Raw genomic sequence first — 19,167 nt, 5'->3', positions numbered from 1 at the left:
GGCGAATGGCCGGATGCGGGCAGGGGCGGGGATACGGATGCGGGGGGCGGCCTACCGGCTCCACACGTGCAGTACGTCGCCCGCCTCCGACACCGTGTACCAGGTGCCGTCGCCGAGCGCCGTGGGCGCGCCGGATATCGGGAACGGGTACGTGACCTGCGCCGTCAGCCGCATCCGCGCCCCGGCCGTGCTCACCAGCCAGTGGCGGTGTTCGCCGTACTCCCCGTCCCGCTCCGACGTACCGGCGATGACGGTCTCCTCGTCGAGGAAGCCGCACTCGTAGTCCCAGAGCGTCTCGTCGGCGTCCCGGTCGTCGGGATCGGCTTCGGGATGGCGCGGGACGATGTGCTCGGTGTCGAGTTCGGAGAGTACGCGGCCGTCGTCGATCCGGTGCACGCCGAGCGTCTCCTCGTAGTGGGTCACCGTCAGGAAGCGGTCTCCCGAGGGGCTCACGCCCGTCAGGATCCGTTCGTCGTCGCAGAACTGCTCGACGGAGAGCTTCGCGCCGTCCCACCGGCCCCACCGCAGCGGCACCCCGTCCTGGCCCTCGCCGACGCACAGCCCCATCCGGGCGGGGTCGGGATGCGGGACGTGGCCGGAGCCGACCGCCACCGTCGCGGTCTCCGCCCGGCCGAGCACCCGTCCGTCGGCCGCGTCGATGACCAGCCACTCGTCCAGCGCCTCCGGATCGGGACCGGAGGCGGCGACGGGGCCGCGGACATGGGCCCAGACGAGCGTCCCGTCCGCGGAGAACACGGCCGAGCCGCTGTCCGCGTACAGATGCCGGCGGTCGGCCGCGTACTCCTCGTACGTGGTGTGGAGGGTGCGGCAACTGCCCTCCCAGCAGCCGTGCGCCACCTCCCAGCGCACCGTTCCCGCCGGATCCACCGCGCGTACCGCGTGCACCCCGGCGAAGACCGCGAGGCCGCCGTCCGGCGCCACCGCGCAGGTGCCGAAGGCGCGGGGCCAGGGGGCGGGGAAGTACACCGGCGCCACGTCCGGGCCGTCGGGGTCGACGGCGATCAGCTCGGTGTCGCCGCGCTGGACGAGCAGGCGCCGGACGCCTGTCGACGGCCCGCCGTCGGGAGCGGGCCGGGTGTCCGGCCAGTGCAGGAGGTGCGGGGCGTCCGCCGTTTTCCGTGCGCGGTCCAGTGGTGCGGCGAGTGTGGTGACAAGGCGTGCGGCGGTGGCATCGGCCATGGGACGGGCCCTCCCCTGGTGCGTGAGTGCGTCGACTCGTGCGTGAATGCATCGGTCTCGGGCGTGCTTGCGTGCGTGCTTCGGTACGACTCGTGCGTGCTTGCGTGCTTCGGTACGACTCGTGCGTGCGTGAGTGCCGGCGTACGACTCACGCGTGCGCATCGGCACGACTCGCGAGTGTGCATCGGCACGACTCGTGCGCGTGCATCGGTACGACTCGTGCGTGCATCGGTACGGGGAGAACCGTAAGGCCGGCCGGTGGGTGCCGGGCCGGCGGCCTCAGCCCTGGTACGTGTCCGGGACGACGGCGACCGGGCACGGTGAGTAGTGCAGCACCGCGTGGTTGACCGGGCCCAGTTGGAGTCCGTGCCATCCGCTGCTGCGCCGGGCGCCGACGACCAGGAGCTCCGCGTTCTCGGCGGCTTCGATCAGTACCTGGTGGGCCGGGCCCTGAGCGATGGAGCGGTGGATGACGACGGCTCCGGAGCCGACCTGGCCGAGCGCTCCTTGTGGATCCTGCGCACCTTGCGTCCCTTGTGTCTCTTGCGTTCCCCGGGGCTCCTGCGCCTGCTGCTGCTTCTTCCGGTTCTCCAGGGTTTCCAGGGCCTTCAAGACCTCGTCGAGGTGCTCCTCGGCCTGTCGGCGTTGGGTGGAAGAGGGGATGCCCGGGAGGGGCGGATGAGTCAGGAGCGTGTGCGCGGGGCGGCGCCAGGCGCGTACGGCGGTGAGCTCGCCGTGTCGCGATGCGGCCTGGGCCAGGGCGAAGACGGCGGCGGCCGACGGGCCGGCGTCATCGCTGATCCCGACGACGATGTGGCCGGGTTTCGGCGGTGCGCCGGGCTGCCTCGCCGGGACCACCACGACCGGGCAGTGCGACCGGCCGGCCAGTGCCAGCCCCACGGACCCCAGGAGCATTCCGGCGATCCGGCCACGGCCCCGCGAGCCCAGGACGACGAGTGACGCCTCGTGGCTCTCCTGGACGAGCGCGGCCACCGGGTCCTCGGGCTGCACGTCGGCCATCACACGCACCTCGGGTCTGAGGTCGCGCACCCGGTCCCGGGCCGACGCGACCAGATGCTCGGCGAGGAGCTGTTCGCCGGGCACCCCGGCGTCCACGGTGGGCCGCAGGCCCTCGTAGTGCTCCCACAGCGACGCGTGCACGACGCGCAGGGGGAGCCGGGAGCGTGACGCCTCGGCCGCGGCCCAGTCCAGGGCGCGCAGGCTGCCCTCCGAGCCGTCCACCCCGACGACCACCGGGAGCACCATCGCTCCCACCGCCTCTCTCTACGGTTCGATCGTGAGCACCCGGTCCACCCGGCGGCGCGGCGTTCGCGGGCCGGTGGGCCCGTACCCCATGCGGATGATCATCTGGGGGTTCCCCGTGCCGTGGACGGGGTCGCGCAGGACCCAGCGCAGGTCAGGCCATTCGATGGGCTGGGTCGCGAAGGAGGTGGACACCGAGTCCAGCGTGGCGGCGAGCAGGACGCGTTCCAGCGCCTGACCCGCGCGGAGCCAGTCCGCCGGCCGGTCGCCCGCGGTGGACAGCAGGGCCAGTTGCGGCCGTCGCTCGAACAGGACGCGGGCCCGGCCCGCCGGGGCGCCGGTGCCGGTGAAATCGCGGTTGGTCGCCCGCTCGGAGGCGTCACGGGGGCCGAAGGCGTAATCCGGGATCCCGTCGTCCGGCGCGTCGGTCTTCGTGAACCGGGTCCAGCGCTCCTGCTCGGCCTCGCGCGCCGGGTCGCCGCGGTCGTACCCCTCGGCGTCCCGGATCAGGTCGAGCACGGTCTCCAGATGCGGCGGGACCAGGAACACGAGGTCCGCGCCCTCGGCAAGGGCCGCGCTCACGAGGCGGGCGCGGACCTCGTCGGGGATCGGCTGCTCGTCGAACGGGTAGCGACTGGTGTGCCGGTCCGCGATCGCGGGGTGCAGGGCACGGAGCGCCTCGTCGGCCCTGTCGCGCGAGGCGTCGGGGCCGGCGTCCAGGCGTACGGAGGCCAGGAACACCGGATCGGACGGGTCGGGCAGCAGGGTGGTGGCCGCGGTCAGGCCGTGGTGGGCGGCGGACACCCGCAGGTTCAGCAGGGCCGCGCCGCAGCCCACGTGCAGGGCGCGGGCGGTGGGGTCGGCCGCCGGCATCGCGCGCTCGAAGTCGGCCCGGAGGGCGAGGGTGCGGTCGCCGCGTGCGTAGCGGAAGAGCCAGGGCTGGGCGTTGTGCATGGACGGTGCGGCGGTGGCGTCGGCCACGAGGTCGGCAACCACCGTGTCGGTGAGCGTCTGGGCGGACATCTGACCCCCGCGGATCGGGAACTGTCGATGTCTTTCCAGCATGTATCAAGTGCCGCCGCGACGGTACGGGAGAAGGTCCGGGTTTCCGGGATCCCGTCGGGTGGGGGATCGTGGAGGGGAGGCAGGGGAGGGTGGCGGCGGAACTTCGCGCACCGGAGGTGGATCATGACCGTCCCCGTGACCGTAGGCCTGAACGGGACGCCCGCGAGCATGGCCGCGGCGGACTGGGGCGCCCGCGAGGCGGCGCTGAGAGGTCTGCCGCTGCGGCTGGTGAGCGCGTGGGAGTGGCAGCCGTTCTCGTACGCGCCCCTGGCCGGCGGCGAAATGCCCGAGCAGTGGTCCATACGGGTGCCGGAGGAGACCGCCGCGGAGCTGCGGCGCCGCTACCCGGGCCTGGACGTCACCGCCGACCGGCTCACCGGCCCACCGCCCGAGGTGCTGTGCGAGGTCGCGAAGGAGAGCGAGCTGCTGGCCCTCGGGAGCACCGGGCTCGGCCCGCTCGCCGGATTCCTGCTGGGGTCCGTGGCGATGGCGACCGTCGCGCACACCGAGCGGCCGGTCGTCCTCGTACGTGCCCATGAGGGCGAGGGCGAGGAAGCGGACGCTGATGGCGGTGATGGCGGTGATGGCAGTGATGACGGTGATGGCGGTGGGGCATCGGGGGCGGGTGACGGTGCCGTGGTGCTCGGCCTCGACCTGAGCAGCCCCGGGGACGAGACGATCCGGTTCGGTTTCGCGGCCGCCTCCGTCCGGTCGGTGCCGTTGCGGGTGATCAATGGCTGGAATCCGCCCCCCTACTTCGGGCACGGCATCGGCGACGACGAGGGCCGGCGGGCCGAGGCGATCGACCGGACCGCCGAATCGATGCGGGCCGCACTGGAGCCGTGGCGCGAGCGGTACCCGGCCGTCGAGGTGGCCGAGGAGCCCGGGATCGGGCGGCCCGCCCGGTTGCTGTCGGAGGCCGGGGCAGGGGCCGGACTCGTGGTCGTCGGCCGCCGGGCGACCCCGCGCAGGCCCGGACAGCCGCGCATCGGACACGTCGCCCACGCCGTTCTGCACCACTGCCCGGCGCCGGTGGCCGTCGTACCACAGGCGCCACCGCCGGCAGCGGCCTGAGCGGCCTGAGCGGCCTGAGCGGCCCGGGCGGCCCGGGCGACCGCGGGGAACTACGCGTCCCGACCGGTCTCAGACGGCTGCCCCGAGGCGGTCGACCAGGTGGTGCCAGGCTTCCTCCAGGCGCTCCGGAGGCATGCCGCGCTCGGTGGTGAGGTGGTGGACGAGGGCGGTGTCGATGGAGGCCAGCAGGGTGTGGGCGAGCAGCTCCGGATCGCCGGGCACCTCCGCCTGCCGCAGCAGCATCGCGAGGTGGTTGAGGCGCAGCCGGAGCGCCGGGACGGCGTAGTTGCGCAGCGGGTCGGTCCGGCTGGCCAGGATCAGCGGGTGGTGATCGCGTTCGTGGCGCAGCACGGCGGGACCGAAGGCGTGCAGCCGCTGCGCCGCGGGGGCGTCCGGGCCCAGTGGCGGCGGGCCGGAGAGGAAGGCGGCCTGGAGCTGCTTCTCCCGGTGGTCCAGGAGCGCGAGCAGGAGTCCGGCCCGGTCGCCGAAGCGCCGGAAGACCGTTCCCTTGCCCACTCCCGCCGCGGCGGCCACCGACTCCATGGTCAGGTCCGCCGCCCCGCACCCGGTCAGCAGCCGGGAAGCGGCGTCGAGCAGGAGCGTGCGGTTGCGGGCCGCGTCGGCCCGCAGCTGCGGGGGCTCGTCGATCGGGGCGAGAGGGAGATTCGTCCGCGCGTCCCCTGGTTCGGGCAGCGGTTCGGGCAGCCTCGGCGTCGGAGGGATATCGGGGCCGGTCATGGTCTCAGCGTAACGCCCGGAACAGACAAGTGGACCGTGGTCCGTTTAGGTGGTACAACTTTAAACGGACTCCGGTCCGTTTGATTCGACCTGCTCGGCGCAACCGCCGCGTTCGCTCGGTGCGCCTGTTGTACCCGCCTCTCCGCCTCCCCGGGAGTTCCTCATGTCTGTACGCATCCTCGCCCTCGTCGGCAGCCTCCGCGCCGGTTCGCACAACCGCCAGCTCGCCGAAGCCGCCGCCAAGCACGCCCCCTCGGGCGTCGAGATCGAGCTGTTCGAGGGCCTGGCCGAGGTGCCCTTCTACAACGAGGACATCGACGTCGAGGGAGGCGTCCCGGCCGCCGCCGCCCGGCTGCGTGAGGTGGCGGGGAAGACCGACGCGTTCCTGCTCTTCTCGCCCGAGTACAACGGCACCATGCCGGCCGTCCTGAAGAACGCCATCGACTGGCTGTCCCGCCCACACGGCGTCGGCGCCATCTCCGGCAAGCCGGTCGCCGTGGTCGGCACCGCCTACGGCCAGTACGGCGGCGTCTGGGCGCAGGACGACGCCCGCAAGTCCGTCGGCATCGCGGGCGCCGTGGTCCTGGAGGACGCCAAGCTGTCCATCCCCGGCTCCGTGACGCGCTTCGCCGACACCCACCCGGCCGACGACGCCGAGGTCGTCACCGCGCTCACCGAGGTGCTCGGCAAGGTGCACTCGGCCGCCTCCGCGGCTGCCTGATCCGGGTCGGACCTGCCTGCCGGAGTACCCCCGCGTCGATGACGTGGGGGTACTCGTCGTCGGTGACGTGCTCGCCCGATTCGCTCTCGGAGCCCGGGATCAGGGCCACACCAGGCAGTACGCCTGATGTCCCGCGTCGTGCAGGCGGTGCGAGAAGTCCTGCCACTCGTGCAGGAGCTGGTAGACGTTGAACGCGTCGCGCGGGCCGCCGCGGTCCGGGACCGTGGACCAGATGAACGCCGCGGCGCCCACCGACTCCTCGCCGACGCCGCGCAGCGGGTCGACGACCGTCATCGGAAGCTTGACCACCGCGTAGTCGGGGTGCAGCACCACCAGTTCGAGCGGCGGGACCTTGTGCAGCGGTATGCCCTGTATTCCGGTGAGCACCATCGCCGCCACCGTCTCGGGCTTGATCTTGGTGAACATGCCGCCCATGCCCAGCTCGTCACCGCCGAGCTCCTCGGGGCGCATCGAAATGGGCACGCGTGCCGCGGTGGCCCCGTCGGGGGCACCGAAGTACTTGTAGGTCACCCCCACCCGGCCACCACTCCTGCTCCCGGCTTCGCCACCCTGCGCCCCACCGGCCCGTATGCCCTGCTCGCGCTCCGCCTCACGCCGGTGCCGACCCCGCCGGGCAGGCTCGGGCCCCAGGTCGTCGGTCCCTTCGCCCACTCCGCCACCGCGATGCATATCTCATCCACCCGACTACTACTTAGGAGACACAGCCCCCGCCGCGCAACCCGATCATCGTGTCAGTGACCTCCCCCACGGGCGTGCGGTGAAACACCTGTCCGCAAGACCGTCCGTGGCTCTGACACCATGGCTTGTGTGAGCTTTCCCTATGACGCCCCAGTTTCGCAGACGCTTTTCGACCGCGCGTCCCTCGTGACGCCCGGCGGCGTGAACTCTCCCGTACGTGCCTTCCGGGCCGTGGGCGGTACGCCCCGCTTCATGGTGTCCGGCAGCGGTCCGTACCTCACCGACGCCGACGGCCGTGAGTACGTCGACCTCGTGTGTTCGTGGGGGCCGATGATCCTCGGCCACTCCCACCCGGAGGTCATCGCCGCAGTCCAGGAGGCCGTCGCCCGCGGCACCTCGTTCGGTACACCCGGTGAGGGCGAGGTCGCGCTCGCCGAGGAGATCGTGGCCCGGATCGAGCCCGTGGAGCAGGTGCGGCTGGTGTCGTCCGGCACCGAGGCGACCATGTCCGCGATCCGTCTGGCCCGCGGATTCACCGGCCGGGCCAAGGTGGTGAAGTTCGCCGGCTGCTACCACGGCCACGTCGACGCGCTGCTCGCCGCCGCCGGTTCCGGGGTCGCGACCTTCGGCCTCCCGGACACCCCGGGGGTCACCGGTGCGCAGGCCGGCGACACGATCGTGCTGCCGTACAACGACCTGGCCGCCGTCCGCGAGGCGTTCGCCGCGCACCCCGGCGAGATCGCCTGCGTGATCACCGAGGCGTCGCCGGGCAACATGGGCGTCGTGCCGCCGCTGGACGGTTTCAACGCCGGGCTCAAGGAGCTCTGCGCGGCCAACGGCGCCCTCTACATCTCCGACGAGGTCATGACCGGATTCCGTACGTCGAAGGCCGGCTGGTTCGGCGTCGACGGGGTGCGGCCCGACCTGATGACCTTCGGCAAGGTCATGGGCGGCGGCTTCCCGGCCGCGGCGTTCGGCGGGCGCGCGGACGTGATGGCGCACCTCGCCCCGGCCGGCCCCGTCTACCAGGCGGGCACCCTGTCCGGGAACCCCGTCGCGACCGCCGCCGGTCTCGCCCAGCTGCGACTGCTCGACGACGCGGCGTACGCCAAGGTGGACGCGGTCTCCGCGGAGATCCGGGGCCTGGTCGGCGAGGCGCTGGCCAAGGAGGGCGTGGCGCACACCGTGCAGGCGGCGAGCAACATGTTCTCCGTCTTCTTCACCGACCGGCCGGTGCGGAACTACGAGGACGCGAAGCAGCAGGAAGCTTTCCGCTTCACCGCCTTCTTCCACTCGCTGCTGTCGCAGGGCGTCTACCTCCCGCCGTCGGCCTTCGAGTCCTGGTTCGTCTCCACCGCCCACGACGAGCAGGCCGTCGAGCGCATCGCCGCCGCCCTGCCCGCCGCCGCCCGCGCCGCCTCGGAGGCCACCGCATGAGCGAGAACGGAAACCGCAAGGACGACGGAGACCGCAAGGAGGACGGAGGCCGCAAGGACGTCACCGTCGTCCATCTGATGCGGCACGGCGAGGTGCACAACCCGGAGGGCGTGCTCTACGGGCGCCGGCCCGGCTACCACCTCTCCGAGCTCGGCCGGCAGATGGCCGACCGGGTCGCCGAGCACCTGTCCGGCCGCGACATCACCCATGTCGTCGCCTCGCCGCTGGAGCGCGCCCAGGAGACGGCCACGCCGATCGCCAAGGCGCACGGCCTGGACCTGGCCACCGACGGCCGGCTCATCGAGGCGGCCAACGTCTTCGAGGGCAAGACCTTCGGCGTCGGCGACGGCGCGCTGCGCAAGCCGGACAACTGGAAGCACCTGACGAACCCGTTCCGCCCGTCATGGGGCGAGCCGTACATCGAGCAGGTCGTACGGATGATGGGCGCGCTGGACGCGGCGCGCGACGCGGCCCGCGGCCACGAGGCGGTGTGCGTCAGCCACCAGCTGCCGATCTGGATCGTGCGCAGCTTCGTCGAGCGGCGGCGGCTCTGGCACGACCCGCGCAAGCGGCAGTGCACCCTCGCCTCGCTGACCAGCTTCACGTACCAGGGCGACAAGATCGTGTCGGTCGGGTACTCGGAGCCGGCCCGGGACCTGGTGCCGGCACACCTGCGGGCCGGGGCGAAGCCGGTGAAGGGGAAGTCGAAGGCGTTCGGCGCGTAGCAGGCCGGAGGCCGGTGGGGCGCGGTGCTGAGGAGCGCCTCCGTGCGGCCCGGTCACTGAATCGACCTCGATCGCCGGACGGGCCGGATGCGCCGCCCGTCCGGCGATTCGCGTTCGGACCGATTCGCGTTCGGACCGATTCGCGTTCGGACCGATTCGCGTTCGGACCGGCGATTCGCGGCAGGTCCGGCGACCGTGTCCGTGCCCCGCTCCGGCGGCGGTCGAGCGCTGCTCCCGCCCCGCCCCACCCGCTAGGTCATGCGTTCGGTCATGGCCAGGGTCTGGTCTCGCAAAGATTAATGTGCTAATCCGCGGAACCCCCGTGTTGATTCCGCCATCTAAGCCTTCGCCAGTTTGTATGGACTTAAGGCAAAACGACCGCAGATGGGGTAATCATGCGCGACATCAGCCGAAGGGGTCTGCTCGGAGCCGGTCTGGGGGCCGCTGCCGCGATCGGGGTGGCGGGTTGCGGCGCCTTCGGCTCCTCCGACTCGGGCCGGTCGGGGACCACGGGGGAGAAGGGGGCCGACGAGGCCACCCGGGGGACCGGGCCCGCGAAGAAGGACGTCAGGGAGATCGGCGACGGTTCCACCGCGGACACCGGAAAGCAGCCGCACCAGCCCGCCAAGCCGGTGCCGCTCGAACCCGGGCAGACGCCGCCGCAGTTCGTGATCTTCTCCTGGGACGGTGCCGGCGAGGTCGGCAACGGACTCTTCCCGCGCTTTCTGGAACTCGCCAAGGATCACGACGCGGCGATGACCTTCTTCCTGTCCGGGCTCTATCTGCTGCCCGAGTCGAAGAAGTCCATGTACCGGCCGCCCAACAACCCCGTGGGCGCCTCGGACATCGGATATCTCACCGACGGTCACATCAAGGAGACGCTGAAGAACGTCCGGCAGGCATGGCTCGACGGACACGAGATCGGCACCCACTTCAACGGGCATTTCTGCAGCGGTTCCGGATCGGTCGCCAACTGGTCGTCCGCACAGTGGCGCAACGAAATCGATCAGGCGGTCTCATTCGTCACCGAATGGCGCACGAACACCGGCTGGACCGATCTCGATCCGCTGCCTTTCGACTACCGCAAGGAACTGATCGGCGGCCGCGCTCCCTGTCTGCTCGGTCAGGAGAACCTGCTGCCCACGGCGAGCAAGCTCGGCTGGCGCTACGACGCCAGTTCGCCCGGCGGCACCCAGGTCTGGCCCAAGAAGCGGGAAGGGGTCTGGGACCTGCCGCTCCAGGCGATGCCCTTCCCCGGGCACACCTTCGAGGTCCTCTCGATGGACTACAACATCCTCGCCAACCAGTCGCTGAATTCGACCAAGGGCATGACCTCGCGCTATCCCGAATGGCGTGAGCAGGCCACCCAGTCGTATCTCGCCGGGTTCAACCGCGCGTACTCGTCGAATCGCGCGCCCTTCTACATCGGAAACCACTTCGAGGAGTGGAACGGCGGCATCTACATGGACGCCGTCGAGGAAGTGCTCAAGAAAATCGCGGGGAAGCCGGATGTGCGCCTCGTTTCCTTCCGGCAGTTCGTCGACTGGCTCGACGTCCAGACTCCGGCCGTGCTCGACAAGCTCCGCACACTTCAGGTCGGTCAGTCGCCCGAAGGCGGCTGGAACGCCTTCTTTAAACAAGCCTGACAACGGGCTTTACGGGCACCGAGGGGGGTGCCCGAGATCGCCGGAACCCTCATGCGAAACTTTTCACATGAGCTATGGCCGCGCACCCCGACGCCGCTTCACCCTGCTCGCCGCCCCCGTTGCGGCCGCCGCCCTCGCCCTCACGCTGACCGCGTGCGGCGGGGACGGCAACAAGGCCGGAGGCGGTGGCAACACGAACTTCGTCACGGGCAGTGGCGGCATCTCGACCGTGGACAAGGGCGACCGCAAGGCCGCCCCGACGCTGAACGGCGAGACCCTCGACGGCAAGCAGCTCGACGTCGCCGACCACAAGGGCAAGGTCGTCGTGCTGAACATGTGGGGCTCCTGGTGCGGGCCCTGCCGTCTTGAGGCCCAGTACTTCTCGCGGGTCGCGAAGGAGATGAAGGGCAAGGACATCCAGTTCGTCGGGATCAACACCCGGGACCCCCAGAAGGGCCCCGCGGTGAGCTTCGAGAAGGACTACGGAGTCCCGTACCCGAGCCTCTACGACCCGACCGGCAAGCTCATGCTCCGCTTCCCCAAGGGCACGCTGCGGCCGCAGGCCATCCCGTCGACCGTGGTGCTGGACCGGGACGGGAAGATCGCCGCCCGTTCGCTGGCCGCGCTCGACGCGGACCAGCTGCACAAGATGATCGACCCGCTGATGGCGGAGAAGTGATCAGGTGATCGCCCTCGCCGTCGCCGGCCAGAACGAGACCGTGATGAGCGGGGCCCTGGTGGTCGCCCTGCCCCTGGCCGTACTCGCCGGGCTCGTCTCGTTCTTCTCGCCGTGCGTCCTGCCGCTCGTCCCCGGCTACCTCAGTTACGTCACCGGGGTCAGCGGCACGGACCTGGCACAGGCCAAGCGAGGGCGCATGGTCATGGGCGCCTCCCTCTTCGTGCTCGGCTTCACCGCCGTGTTCGTCTCCGGCGGCGCGCTCTTCGGCTTCTTCGGGCAAACGCTCCAGGAGCACAGCGGGATCCTCACCAAGGTCCTCGGCGGGCTGATGATCCTGATGGGCATCTTCTTCATGGGCCTGATGCCCTGGATGACCCAGCGTGAGTTCCGTATCCACAAGAGGCCGGTGACCGGGCTGGCGGGCGCGCCCGTGCTGGGCGCCCTCTTCGGGATCGGCTGGACCCCGTGCCTGGGCCCCACCCTCAGTTCGGTGAGCATCCTCGCGGTGCAGCAGGGCACTGCCGGACGCGGGGCGATACTGACCATCGCGTACTGCCTCGGCCTCGGCGTCCCCTTCGTGCTCGCCGCCGTCGCCTTCCGCAAGGCGCTCGGCGCGTTCGGCTGGGTCAAGCGCCACTACGCATGGGTCATGCGCATCGGCGGCGTCATGATGATCGTGACCGGTCTCCTCCTGCTGACCGGCGCGTGGGGCACGATGATGCAGCAATTGCAGGTCTGGTCCAACGGCTTCACGGTGGGGATCTGAGTTCCATGAGCAACACCAAGTCCAACCCCCCCGCCGCGGAGCGGGAGGCCCGGGACGAGCGGGACCGGGAGAACGCCCGCGAGCTGGACGCGGCCGGCTCCCGGCTCTCCACCGCCCCGAGCGAGGAGAGCTCGGCGGGGCTCCCGGCGATGGGTGTCATCGGCTGGGTCCGCTGGTTCTGGCGGCAGCTCACCTCGATGCGGGTCGCGCTGATCCTGCTCTTCCTGCTGTCGCTCGGCGCCATCCCCGGCTCGCTGATCCCGCAGAACAGCGTGGACGAGATGAAGGTGGAGACCTTCAAGAAGGCCCACAGCGCCGTCTCGCCGGTCTACGAGAAGCTCCAGTTCTTCGACGTCTACAGCTCGGTGTGGTTCTCCGCGATCTACATCCTGCTGTTCGTCTCGCTCATCGGCTGCATCGTGCCGCGCACCGGCCAGTTCGTCGGCCAGCTGCGCAGCCGGCCGCCGGGCGCCCCCAAGCGCCTGACCAGGCTGCCCGCGTACACCACCTGGCGCACCGGGGCCGAGCCCGAGCAGGTCCACGGGGCCGCGCTCGCGATGATGCGGAAGCGGCGCTACCGCGCGCACACCGCGGGCGACGCGGTCGCCGCTGAGAAGGGCTATCTGCGCGAGGCCGGAAACCTGGTCTTCCACATCGCCCTGATCGTGATGCTGGTGGCATTCGCCTACGGACAGCTCTTCAAGTCCGAGGGCGGCAAGCTGGTCGTCGAGGGCGACGGCTTCTCCAACACGATCACCCAGTACGACAACTTCAAGTCCGGTTCGCTCTTCGACGACGACTCCCTCGCCCCGTTCAGCTTCAAGCTCGACAAGTTCACCGGCACGTACGAGCGCAACGGCCCCCAGAGAGGTACGCCCAGGACCTACGAGGCCGATGTGACGTACGAGAAGGGCGCGTACGGCAAGCCGCAGAAGGGCGTCATCAGGGTCAACGAGCCCCTGGTCGTCGACGGCACCAAGGTCTACCTCAACGCGCACGGCTACGCGCCGGTCGTCTCCGTCAAGGACGGCAAGGGCAAGGAGGTCTACCGGAGCCCGGTGCCGCTGCTGCCCATCGACAACAACGTCACCTCCACCGGCGCGATCAAGGTCTTCGACGGCTACCGCGACAAGAACGGCAAGAAGACCCAGCTGGGCTTCCAGGCGTTCTTCGTGCCGACCTTCGCGGGCAACGGCAAGGGCACGATGTTCTCGCAGTTCCCGGCCGCCGACATGCCCGTCCTGGCACTCAACGGCTACCAGGGCTACCTCGGCCCCGACTCCGGGCTGGCACAGAACGTGTACCAGCTGGACAAGTCCAAGATGACGGAGTTCAAGGACGCCGAGGGCAAGCAGCTCAAGCAGCGGCTGCTGGTCGGCGAGACGATGAAGCTGCCCGACGGCGCGGGCTCCATCACCTTCGAGGGCATCCAGGAATGGGCCAGCTTCCAGATCACCGAGCAGCCGGCCACCGGCTGGGCGCTCACCGGGGCTGTCGCCGCGATCGCCGGACTCGCCGGCTCGCTGTTCATCCAGCGGCGCCGGGTCTGGGTGCGGGCGGTGCGCGGCGCGGACGGCGTCACGGTCGTCGAAATGGCGGGTCTCGGCCGCAGCGAGTCCGCGAAACTTCCCGAGGAGCTGGCCGATCTCGCGGTCGCGCTCATCGAATCGGCACCCCCCGAGCCCGACACCGCACCGGGCGCCGAGCCCGATTCATCCCCCGAACCCGATTCCGACTCCGTCGAAGAATCCTCCGAAGAACCTGCCGAAGGGGCTGAGAAGTGAATCTCGCCGCCGCAACCAACGAGAACCTGGCGCACACCAGCAATGTGCTGATCTATTCGTCGATGGCCGTCTACACGCTGGCCTTCTTCGCCCACATCGCGGAATGGGTGTTCGGCAGCCGCAGCAAGGTCGGCCGCACCGCCGCCGCGCTGACCGGCGCCGAGGGCGCGGCCGCCGCCGGCTCGGTGAAGGTGCAGGTCGCGCAGCAGGGCGGCGGCACCGCCGTGCTGGACCGCCCGAAGATCATCACGCGCGCGGCGGCCGGTACCCGCGATGTGCCGGACGGGCCCGGCGCGGCCGGTGGCACGTTCAAGGGCGACCTCTACGGGCGGATGGCGGTCTCCATGACCGTGCTCGCCTTCCTCGTCGAGGCCGGCGGAGTCATCACCCGCGCGATGTCCGTGCAGCGTGCCCCCTGGGGCAACATGTACGAGTTCTCCATCACCTTCTCCACGGTGGCGGTCGGCGCGTACCTGATCCTGCTCGCGCTGAAGAAGAACGTCCGCTGGCTGGGGCTGCTCCTGGTCACCACCGTCCTGCTGGACCTCGGCATCGCGACCACGGTGCTCTACACCTCCAGCGACCAGCTGGTGCCCGCGCTGCACTCGTACTGGCTGTGGATCCACGTCTCCACCGCCATCATCTGCGGCGCCGTGTTCTACATCGGTGCGGCCGGCACCCTGATGTACCTCTTCCGCGACAGCTATGAGAGCAAGCTCGCCAGGGGCGAGCAGCCCGGCTCGTTCGCGCAGTCCGTGCTCTCCCGGCTGCCCTCGGCCGCCACGCTCGACAAGTTCTCGTACCGGATCAACGCGGCCGTCTTCCCGCTGTGGACGTTCACGATCATCGCGGGCGCCATCTGGGCGGGCGACGCCTGGGGCCGCTACTGGGGCTGGGACCCCAAGGAGGTCTGGTCCTTCATCACCTGGGTCGCGTACGCCTGCTACCTGCACGCCCGCGCCACCGCCGGCTGGAAGGGCCGCAAGGCCGCCTACCTGGCGCTGATCGCCTTCGGCTGCTGGCTCTTCAACTACTACGGCGTGAACATCTTCGTCACCGGCAAGCACTCCTACGCCGGGGTCTGACCCGGTCCCGTACGGGTGCGGATCCCGCACCACAGGGCCACGCTGGAACCATGAGCGATGCGACCGACGTCATCGAGCCCGGTACCAGCGAGACCCACGGTGACCTGCACACTCTGAGGTTCACGCTACGGCTGCCCCACCCGGTGCCACGGGTGTGGGCAGCCGTTGCCAGTTCCGGGGGGCTGCCCGGCTGGCTGGCCGCCGCCGACCCCTTCGAGCCGCGGATGGGCGGGGCGATCACGCTGCGCTGGCTCAACACCGACGGGGAGGGGCGGGCCACGGTCGCCCCCGGCACCGTCACCGCCTGGGACGTGGAGCGGGTCGCCGAGTACACCCTCGAAGGGCTCCACGGCCGCATCCGCTTCCACCTGGAGCCGCCGCGCGGCGACCATGTGCTGCTGAGGTTCACCAACGAGTTCCGGGGCGACGACGAACTGCGCCTGGACTGCCTGGCCGGCTGGCACGACCACTTCCGCTACCTGGTGGACGCGCTCGACGGATACCCCGCCGACTGGTCGAAGTGGACCCCGCTCCGGTGGGCCGGACTGCGTGAGCAGTACGCGGCGGCCGAACGCTGACCGGTCACGGCGCCGAGGCCGGCGGCAGACACTTCGGATCCGGCGGCCCGCCCTCCGGCCAGGCGATCGCCACGAACCGCTGAACGGCGTCGCCGGGTGCCAGCTCCACCACCGGAACCGCCTTGTTGTACGGGTTGCCGTGGTTGTCCAGGCAGATCCAGCCGCCGGCCCCCGACACCTTCAGCGAACTCTTCACCCGCGGCCACTGCTCGCCCACGTCCGCGAGCTGCGGCAGTCGGCTGTCCTGTCCGGTCGCCTGCCGGACGGCGTGCACCGCCAGGGCCATCGCGTCGTGCGCGACGATGACCTGGCCGTCGGTCAGGGACTGGTGGTCCGTCGGGCCGATCGGACCGGCCGGCGCCTTGGACACCGTGGCCAGCAGATCCAGGAAGTCCCGGTAGTCCGCCGCGGAACCGCCCGTCGCCTTCCCGTTCCCCTTCTCCGTCGCCCAGGTGTCCGGGTGTGCCAGCGAGGCGTAGCGGACGGTCACCTTCCGGCTCAGCGCGCTCCGGTCGAGCTTCTTGTCGTTGCCGAGGTACGAGCCCTCGTCGCCGGTCAGGACCGTGAACGCGCGGCTCTGGCAGCCCCGGGCCCCGAGCGCGTTGATGAACTGCCGCAGCTGGACGTGGCGTCCGGCGAAGAACACCGTCTCCGCGTCCGTGTCGCAGATCAGGTGGGTGATCTGCTGGAAGGTGTTGGCCGTGGTGCCCTCGTCGTTGGGGTCGCCGCGCGAGGTGAACAGCTCCGGCTGGTACCGGGTGCCCTTCACCAGCTCGGTGAAGGCCGCCCGCAGGGTGTCGGTGTAGTGGTCCCCGGTACGGGTGTCCTGCACCAGCAGCGCCTTGGCGGCCTTGACCCGCCCGAAGCGGGCCAGGGCGCGGGCCTCGTCCCGGTTGGTCGGCGAGACCCGGGCCAGACCGGGGAACGGATCGCCCTTCGGGCCGTTGGCGATGTCGTCTGCCGTGATCGTGGTGCCGACGACCGCGATGTGCGCGGCGGTCAGCTCCTTGACCGCGGACTTGACCTGGGTACTGCTGGTGGCGACGCCCGAGACGGCCCGCAGGTGGTCCGGAGCCCCGGTCATCGCCTTCAGCCGGTCCACCGTCGGCCGCCACAGCAGGTTGTTCTTCCCGGTGTTGGCGAGCACCACCCGGATCTTCGGCACCTGCTCGTTGGAGAGGTGGTTGGCCCGGTACTGCGCGGCGAACGCGCCCTGCAGCTCCCGCTGCATCTTGGTCTGCATCGCCCCGTCCGTCGACGTCAGCGGCAGCAGCAGCGCGACCGTCGCGTACTTCCCGGACTTCAGACCGGCGTTCTCGCGGGCGATGGCCGCGGCGACCTCGGTCAGCTTCGGGCGCCCGAAGTCGTAACCGTCGCCGGAGACACCGACGCACTCGTCACTGCCCTGCGGCCGCTCGACGCCCTTCGCGCAGGAGCGGTCCTCGGGGGCGGTCAGCCGGCCGATGCCGTACCAGCCGGAGGTGATCACCAGGGCGCCGGCCAGCACCGAGGTGACGACCTTCTGCCGGGTCGTGTACCAGAGGCGGTAGCGCAGTGGATTACGCATCCGGGCCACCGTCCCCCCGCTGTCGCCGCTGCCCGCCGCCGTCCGCACCCGGCTCTCCCGGGGGCATGGACAGCGGACGCCAGGCCCTGATGTCCCGGGGCCAGTGCGTCGCCGCGTCCCACAGCACGCTGTTGCCCGTGGGATGCCTGCCGGACAGTTGCCGCAGTTCGTGCGCCATCTTGTCGATCACCTCTTCGTCCGGCAGGGCCAGTGGATCGGACAGCAGCCAGATGCCGTGCAGCAGCCGGCGCAGCAGCGCATGGAGCTCCGCGACCGCCGGTTCGAGCCCCCTCGGCGCCGCGTTGTCCGCCCGGCCGAGCGCGACCGCGCGCCGCGGATCGGGGCCGGCGGACCCCCGGACGCGGGGGTACGGCGCCGAGGCGATGAAGCGCAGCGATTCGAGCCACGCCGGAACGTCCGGCTCCTCGAACCGCAGCCGCAGATGCCCCACGCACGCCTCCGCGTCGCCCAGCACCAGCTTCTGGTGCAGCAGACGCGGGACGCTCGGGCGCCGGCCGCCGGGCCCGTACGCCCCGCGCAGTGAGACGTGGACCGCCTGCCACACCGCGTACGAGGGGTGGTCGTCGTCCTGGAACCGCAGCCGGTGCAGCAGCAGTGCGCGCAGCAGCGGATCGGCGACGAAGTGACCGGGCCCGACCGGCCAGTCGTCCGCCCGCAGCGCGTCCCGCATCCGCAGCGCCACATCGCCGTCCGGCGAGCCCCGGCCCAGCCGGCTCTCCGCCAGCAGCCGCGCCGAGTCCTCGCCGTGCGCGGCGGCCAGCACGCTCAGGAACTCCAGCCGCTGCCCGGACCCCGGCAGCAACCGGGCCAGCAGCTCGTCCGCGACCCGGGCCGGTGCCCGGTCCTCGCGCACCTCCACCACGCAGTCCAGCAGCGATCCCGGTACCAGCGAGGCGGGCTCCGGCGCCTCGCCCGCCGCCAGTGCCAGCAGCTCCACCGCCAGCGGGCGCCCGCCCGTCAGCCGGTGCACCCCCCGGGCCAGCCCGGCCGGGATGCGGCCCGCCCGGTCGTACCGGTCGAACGCGGAGCGCACCTGCTCCGGGCCCAGTGGTGTCAGCTCCACGGCCAGGATCCCGGTCGTCACCCCCGTGCCCCTGGACCAGTGCGAGCCGTGCGCCACCTCGGGCAGCCGCCGCCGCACCGCATGGCTCAGCCCCTCGTGGTCCCGGACCCGGGAGGAGGCGAACACCGCGATCCGGTCGAGCACCCCGGCGGCCCGCTGCCGCAGCAGCGGCTCCACCAGCTGCCGGCCCAGCGGGGTGTGCGCGTTGTCGACGAGCAGCACCGGCCGGCCCCGGCGGGCGCCCCAGGCCAGGCCCCCGTACGCCGCGACCAGGTCCGCGGCCAGCGCGAGCACCAGATGGTCCTCGGCCCGGCGGCGCGGATCACCGCCGCGCTCGAAGTCGACCGCCAGCTGCCGCAGCCCGATCCGGCCGTTGCCGCCCGCGTGCGGATAGCTTCCGTACCAGTCGGCCGAACGCCGCTGGAAGCGGTTGAACGACTCCTCCAGGACCGTCTCGACCGTGGCCTCCGCGACCATCCCGGCCATCGGGGCCACCGAGTCGAAGGCGCTGGCGGCCAGCTTCGTCAGCACCTTGGTGACCCAGCCGGTCGCCGCGTCCCCACGGCCGTCCACGGTCGCCAGCATCGGGCCGAGCGACTGGAGATCGCGCCGCGCCCGGGTCTCGTCCTCGCGGGTCCAGGAGATGGAGGCGACCGCCACCAGCCCGAGGCTCAGCCGGGGGAACTGCACCGGACGGGCGGCCCGCACCCTCGCCGTGAGCTGGGTGGCGAGCTCCGGCAGCGCGCCGGTGACCGGGGTCCAGCCGGGCCCCGCGTCGTCCGGGGCCACGACGGCCTCGCAGTCGACCAGCGCGACCGGGGTGATCTCCCGGTAGAGGTGGCGCAGTTGCTTGAGGACGGCGGTCTTGCCCATGCCGCGGCCGCCGGTGAGCACGGCGACCGGCAGATCGTCGCGGTGCTCGTAGCCGACCCGGACGGAGCCGTACGGAGTGAGGCCGGTCAGGCGCGCGGCAAGTCCGTCGTCGTCGAAGATCGCCTCGCGTCCGTACAGCTCTCTCTCCACAGCACCCCCAGCGTCGAAGCTCCATCCGATCTG

General features: G+C 71.3%; 17 protein-coding genes. 10 read left to right on the top strand and 7 right to left on the bottom strand.

All coding sequences use genetic code 11. The annotated features are described in order from the left end of the window. Window positions 1–51 precede the first annotated feature (51 nt). The 3 genes from ACGF8B_RS23970 to ACGF8B_RS23960 all read right to left on the bottom strand — a co-directional run bounded on the left by ACGF8B_RS23970 (window position 52) and on the right by ACGF8B_RS23960 (window position 3,486). Window positions 52–1,200, bottom strand: coding sequence for a hypothetical protein (locus tag ACGF8B_RS23970; protein WP_392741955.1), 1,149 nt, complete (start codon window positions 1,198–1,200; stop codon window positions 52–54). A 279-nt stretch (window positions 1,201–1,479) separates the two neighbouring features. Beyond that, window positions 1,480–2,466, bottom strand: a complete 987-nt coding sequence (locus ACGF8B_RS23965; protein WP_392742049.1) for a universal stress protein — start codon at window positions 2,464–2,466, stop codon at window positions 1,480–1,482. Window positions 2,467–2,484: 18 nt separating this feature from the next. Then, window positions 2,485–3,486: an Acg family FMN-binding oxidoreductase gene (locus ACGF8B_RS23960; protein WP_392741952.1), complete on the bottom strand. Its 1,002-nt coding sequence runs from the start codon at window positions 3,484–3,486 to the stop codon at window positions 2,485–2,487. A gap of 165 nt (window positions 3,487–3,651) precedes the next feature. Here ACGF8B_RS23960 and ACGF8B_RS23955 point away from each other — a divergent pair, with 165 nt between their 5' ends. After that, window positions 3,652–4,602, top strand: coding sequence for a universal stress protein (locus ACGF8B_RS23955; RefSeq protein WP_392741949.1), 951 nt, complete (start codon window positions 3,652–3,654; stop codon window positions 4,600–4,602). 69 nt (window positions 4,603–4,671) lie between these two features. On the opposite strand, the gene ACGF8B_RS23950 is transcribed toward ACGF8B_RS23955, so the two are convergent. After that, complete coding sequence (locus ACGF8B_RS23950) at window positions 4,672–5,340, bottom strand: TetR/AcrR family transcriptional regulator (protein ID WP_392741946.1); 669 nt, start codon at window positions 5,338–5,340, stop codon at window positions 4,672–4,674. Window positions 5,341–5,503: 163 nt separating this feature from the next. Here ACGF8B_RS23950 and ACGF8B_RS23945 point away from each other — a divergent pair, with 163 nt between their 5' ends. Continuing rightward, the gene (locus tag ACGF8B_RS23945) at window positions 5,504–6,061 is read left to right on the top strand and encodes an NADPH-dependent FMN reductase (protein WP_392741943.1); all 558 of its coding nucleotides are present in this window, start codon (window positions 5,504–5,506) and stop codon (window positions 6,059–6,061) included. 99 nt (window positions 6,062–6,160) lie between these two features. On the opposite strand, the gene ACGF8B_RS23940 is transcribed toward ACGF8B_RS23945, so the two are convergent. Beyond that, complete coding sequence (locus ACGF8B_RS23940; RefSeq protein WP_384749797.1) at window positions 6,161–6,751, bottom strand: hypothetical protein; 591 nt, start codon at window positions 6,749–6,751, stop codon at window positions 6,161–6,163. Window positions 6,752–6,880: 129 nt separating this feature from the next. On the opposite strand from ACGF8B_RS23940, the gene hemL reads away from it, so the two are divergent. From hemL to ACGF8B_RS23900, 8 genes are all read left to right on the top strand, one after another. After that, window positions 6,881–8,197, top strand: coding sequence for a glutamate-1-semialdehyde 2,1-aminomutase (gene hemL / locus ACGF8B_RS23935; RefSeq protein ID WP_392741939.1), 1,317 nt, complete (start codon window positions 6,881–6,883; stop codon window positions 8,195–8,197). After that, window positions 8,194–8,922, top strand: a complete 729-nt coding sequence (locus ACGF8B_RS23930; RefSeq protein WP_392741936.1) for a histidine phosphatase family protein — start codon at window positions 8,194–8,196, stop codon at window positions 8,920–8,922. The genes hemL and ACGF8B_RS23930 overlap by 4 nt, the downstream gene beginning before the upstream one ends. Before the next feature lie 395 nt (window positions 8,923–9,317). After that, a complete protein-coding gene (locus ACGF8B_RS23925; RefSeq protein WP_392741933.1) occupies window positions 9,318–10,568 on the top strand; it encodes a hypothetical protein in 1,251 nt (416 codons plus the stop codon). Window positions 10,569–10,635: 67 nt separating this feature from the next. Beyond that, a complete protein-coding gene (locus ACGF8B_RS23920; RefSeq protein WP_392741930.1) occupies window positions 10,636–11,247 on the top strand; it encodes a TlpA family protein disulfide reductase in 612 nt (203 codons plus the stop codon). A 43-nt stretch (window positions 11,248–11,290) separates the two neighbouring features. Then, complete coding sequence (locus ACGF8B_RS23915; protein WP_392742046.1) at window positions 11,291–12,013, top strand: cytochrome c biogenesis CcdA family protein; 723 nt, start codon at window positions 11,291–11,293, stop codon at window positions 12,011–12,013. Window positions 12,014–12,018: 5 nt separating this feature from the next. Beyond that, on the top strand, window positions 12,019–13,797 hold the full coding sequence (locus ACGF8B_RS23910) for a cytochrome c biogenesis protein ResB (protein WP_392741927.1): 1,779 nt from the start codon (window positions 12,019–12,021) through the stop codon (window positions 13,795–13,797). Then, complete coding sequence (ccsB, locus tag ACGF8B_RS23905; protein ID WP_389743812.1) at window positions 13,794–14,882, top strand: c-type cytochrome biogenesis protein CcsB; 1,089 nt, start codon at window positions 13,794–13,796, stop codon at window positions 14,880–14,882. The genes ACGF8B_RS23910 and ccsB overlap by 4 nt, the downstream gene beginning before the upstream one ends. Window positions 14,883–14,932: 50 nt before the next feature. Next, on the top strand, window positions 14,933–15,460 hold the full coding sequence (locus tag ACGF8B_RS23900; protein WP_392741923.1) for a hypothetical protein: 528 nt from the start codon (window positions 14,933–14,935) through the stop codon (window positions 15,458–15,460). A 4-nt stretch (window positions 15,461–15,464) separates the two neighbouring features. Here the strand turns inward: ACGF8B_RS23900 and ACGF8B_RS23895 are convergent, their stop codons facing one another. Both ACGF8B_RS23895 and ACGF8B_RS23890 read right to left on the bottom strand, forming a co-directional pair. After that, on the bottom strand, window positions 15,465–17,027 hold the full coding sequence (locus ACGF8B_RS23895; RefSeq protein ID WP_392741920.1) for a hypothetical protein: 1,563 nt from the start codon (window positions 17,025–17,027) through the stop codon (window positions 15,465–15,467). Further along, window positions 17,020–19,134, bottom strand: coding sequence for a hypothetical protein (locus tag ACGF8B_RS23890; protein WP_392741917.1), 2,115 nt, complete (start codon window positions 19,132–19,134; stop codon window positions 17,020–17,022). Before ACGF8B_RS23890 ends, ACGF8B_RS23895 begins: the two co-directional genes overlap by 8 nt. Between the last annotated feature and the right edge of the window lie 33 nt (window positions 19,135–19,167).

Source organism: Streptomyces sp. NPDC047917 (assembly GCF_043204345.1).
Classification (GTDB): Bacteria; Actinomycetota; Actinomycetes; order Streptomycetales; family Streptomycetaceae; genus Streptomyces; species Streptomyces sanglieri.
The sequence above is the reverse complement of the archived record's forward strand: the minus strand, read 5'-3'. Positions and strand labels throughout refer to the sequence as shown.

Coding starts and splice junctions, on each gene's coding strand:
- ACGF8B_RS23930 (WP_392741936.1), top strand. CDS start 8,194: ATGAGCGAGAACGGAAACCGCAAGGACGACGGAGACCGCAAGGAGGAC.
- ACGF8B_RS23945 (WP_392741943.1), top strand. CDS start 5,504: ATGTCTGTACGCATCCTCGCCCTCGTCGGCAGCCTCCGCGCCGGTTCG.
- hemL (WP_392741939.1), top strand. CDS start 6,881: ATGGCTTGTGTGAGCTTTCCCTATGACGCCCCAGTTTCGCAGACGCTT.
- ACGF8B_RS23900 (WP_392741923.1), top strand. CDS start 14,933: ATGAGCGATGCGACCGACGTCATCGAGCCCGGTACCAGCGAGACCCAC.
- ACGF8B_RS23970 (WP_392741955.1), bottom strand. CDS start 1,200: ATGGCCGATGCCACCGCCGCACGCCTTGTCACCACACTCGCCGCACCA.
- ACGF8B_RS23965 (WP_392742049.1), bottom strand. CDS start 2,466: ATGGTGCTCCCGGTGGTCGTCGGGGTGGACGGCTCGGAGGGCAGCCTG.
- ACGF8B_RS23895 (WP_392741920.1), bottom strand. CDS start 17,027: ATGCGTAATCCACTGCGCTACCGCCTCTGGTACACGACCCGGCAGAAG.
- ACGF8B_RS23910 (WP_392741927.1), top strand. CDS start 12,019: ATGAGCAACACCAAGTCCAACCCCCCCGCCGCGGAGCGGGAGGCCCGG.
- ACGF8B_RS23920 (WP_392741930.1), top strand. CDS start 10,636: ATGAGCTATGGCCGCGCACCCCGACGCCGCTTCACCCTGCTCGCCGCC.
- ACGF8B_RS23925 (WP_392741933.1), top strand. CDS start 9,318: ATGCGCGACATCAGCCGAAGGGGTCTGCTCGGAGCCGGTCTGGGGGCC.
- ACGF8B_RS23955 (WP_392741949.1), top strand. CDS start 3,652: ATGACCGTCCCCGTGACCGTAGGCCTGAACGGGACGCCCGCGAGCATG.
- ACGF8B_RS23940 (WP_384749797.1), bottom strand. CDS start 6,751: ATGCATCGCGGTGGCGGAGTGGGCGAAGGGACCGACGACCTGGGGCCC.
- ACGF8B_RS23960 (WP_392741952.1), bottom strand. CDS start 3,486: ATGTCCGCCCAGACGCTCACCGACACGGTGGTTGCCGACCTCGTGGCC.
- ACGF8B_RS23915 (WP_392742046.1), top strand. CDS start 11,291: ATGAGCGGGGCCCTGGTGGTCGCCCTGCCCCTGGCCGTACTCGCCGGG.
- ACGF8B_RS23950 (WP_392741946.1), bottom strand. CDS start 5,340: ATGACCGGCCCCGATATCCCTCCGACGCCGAGGCTGCCCGAACCGCTG.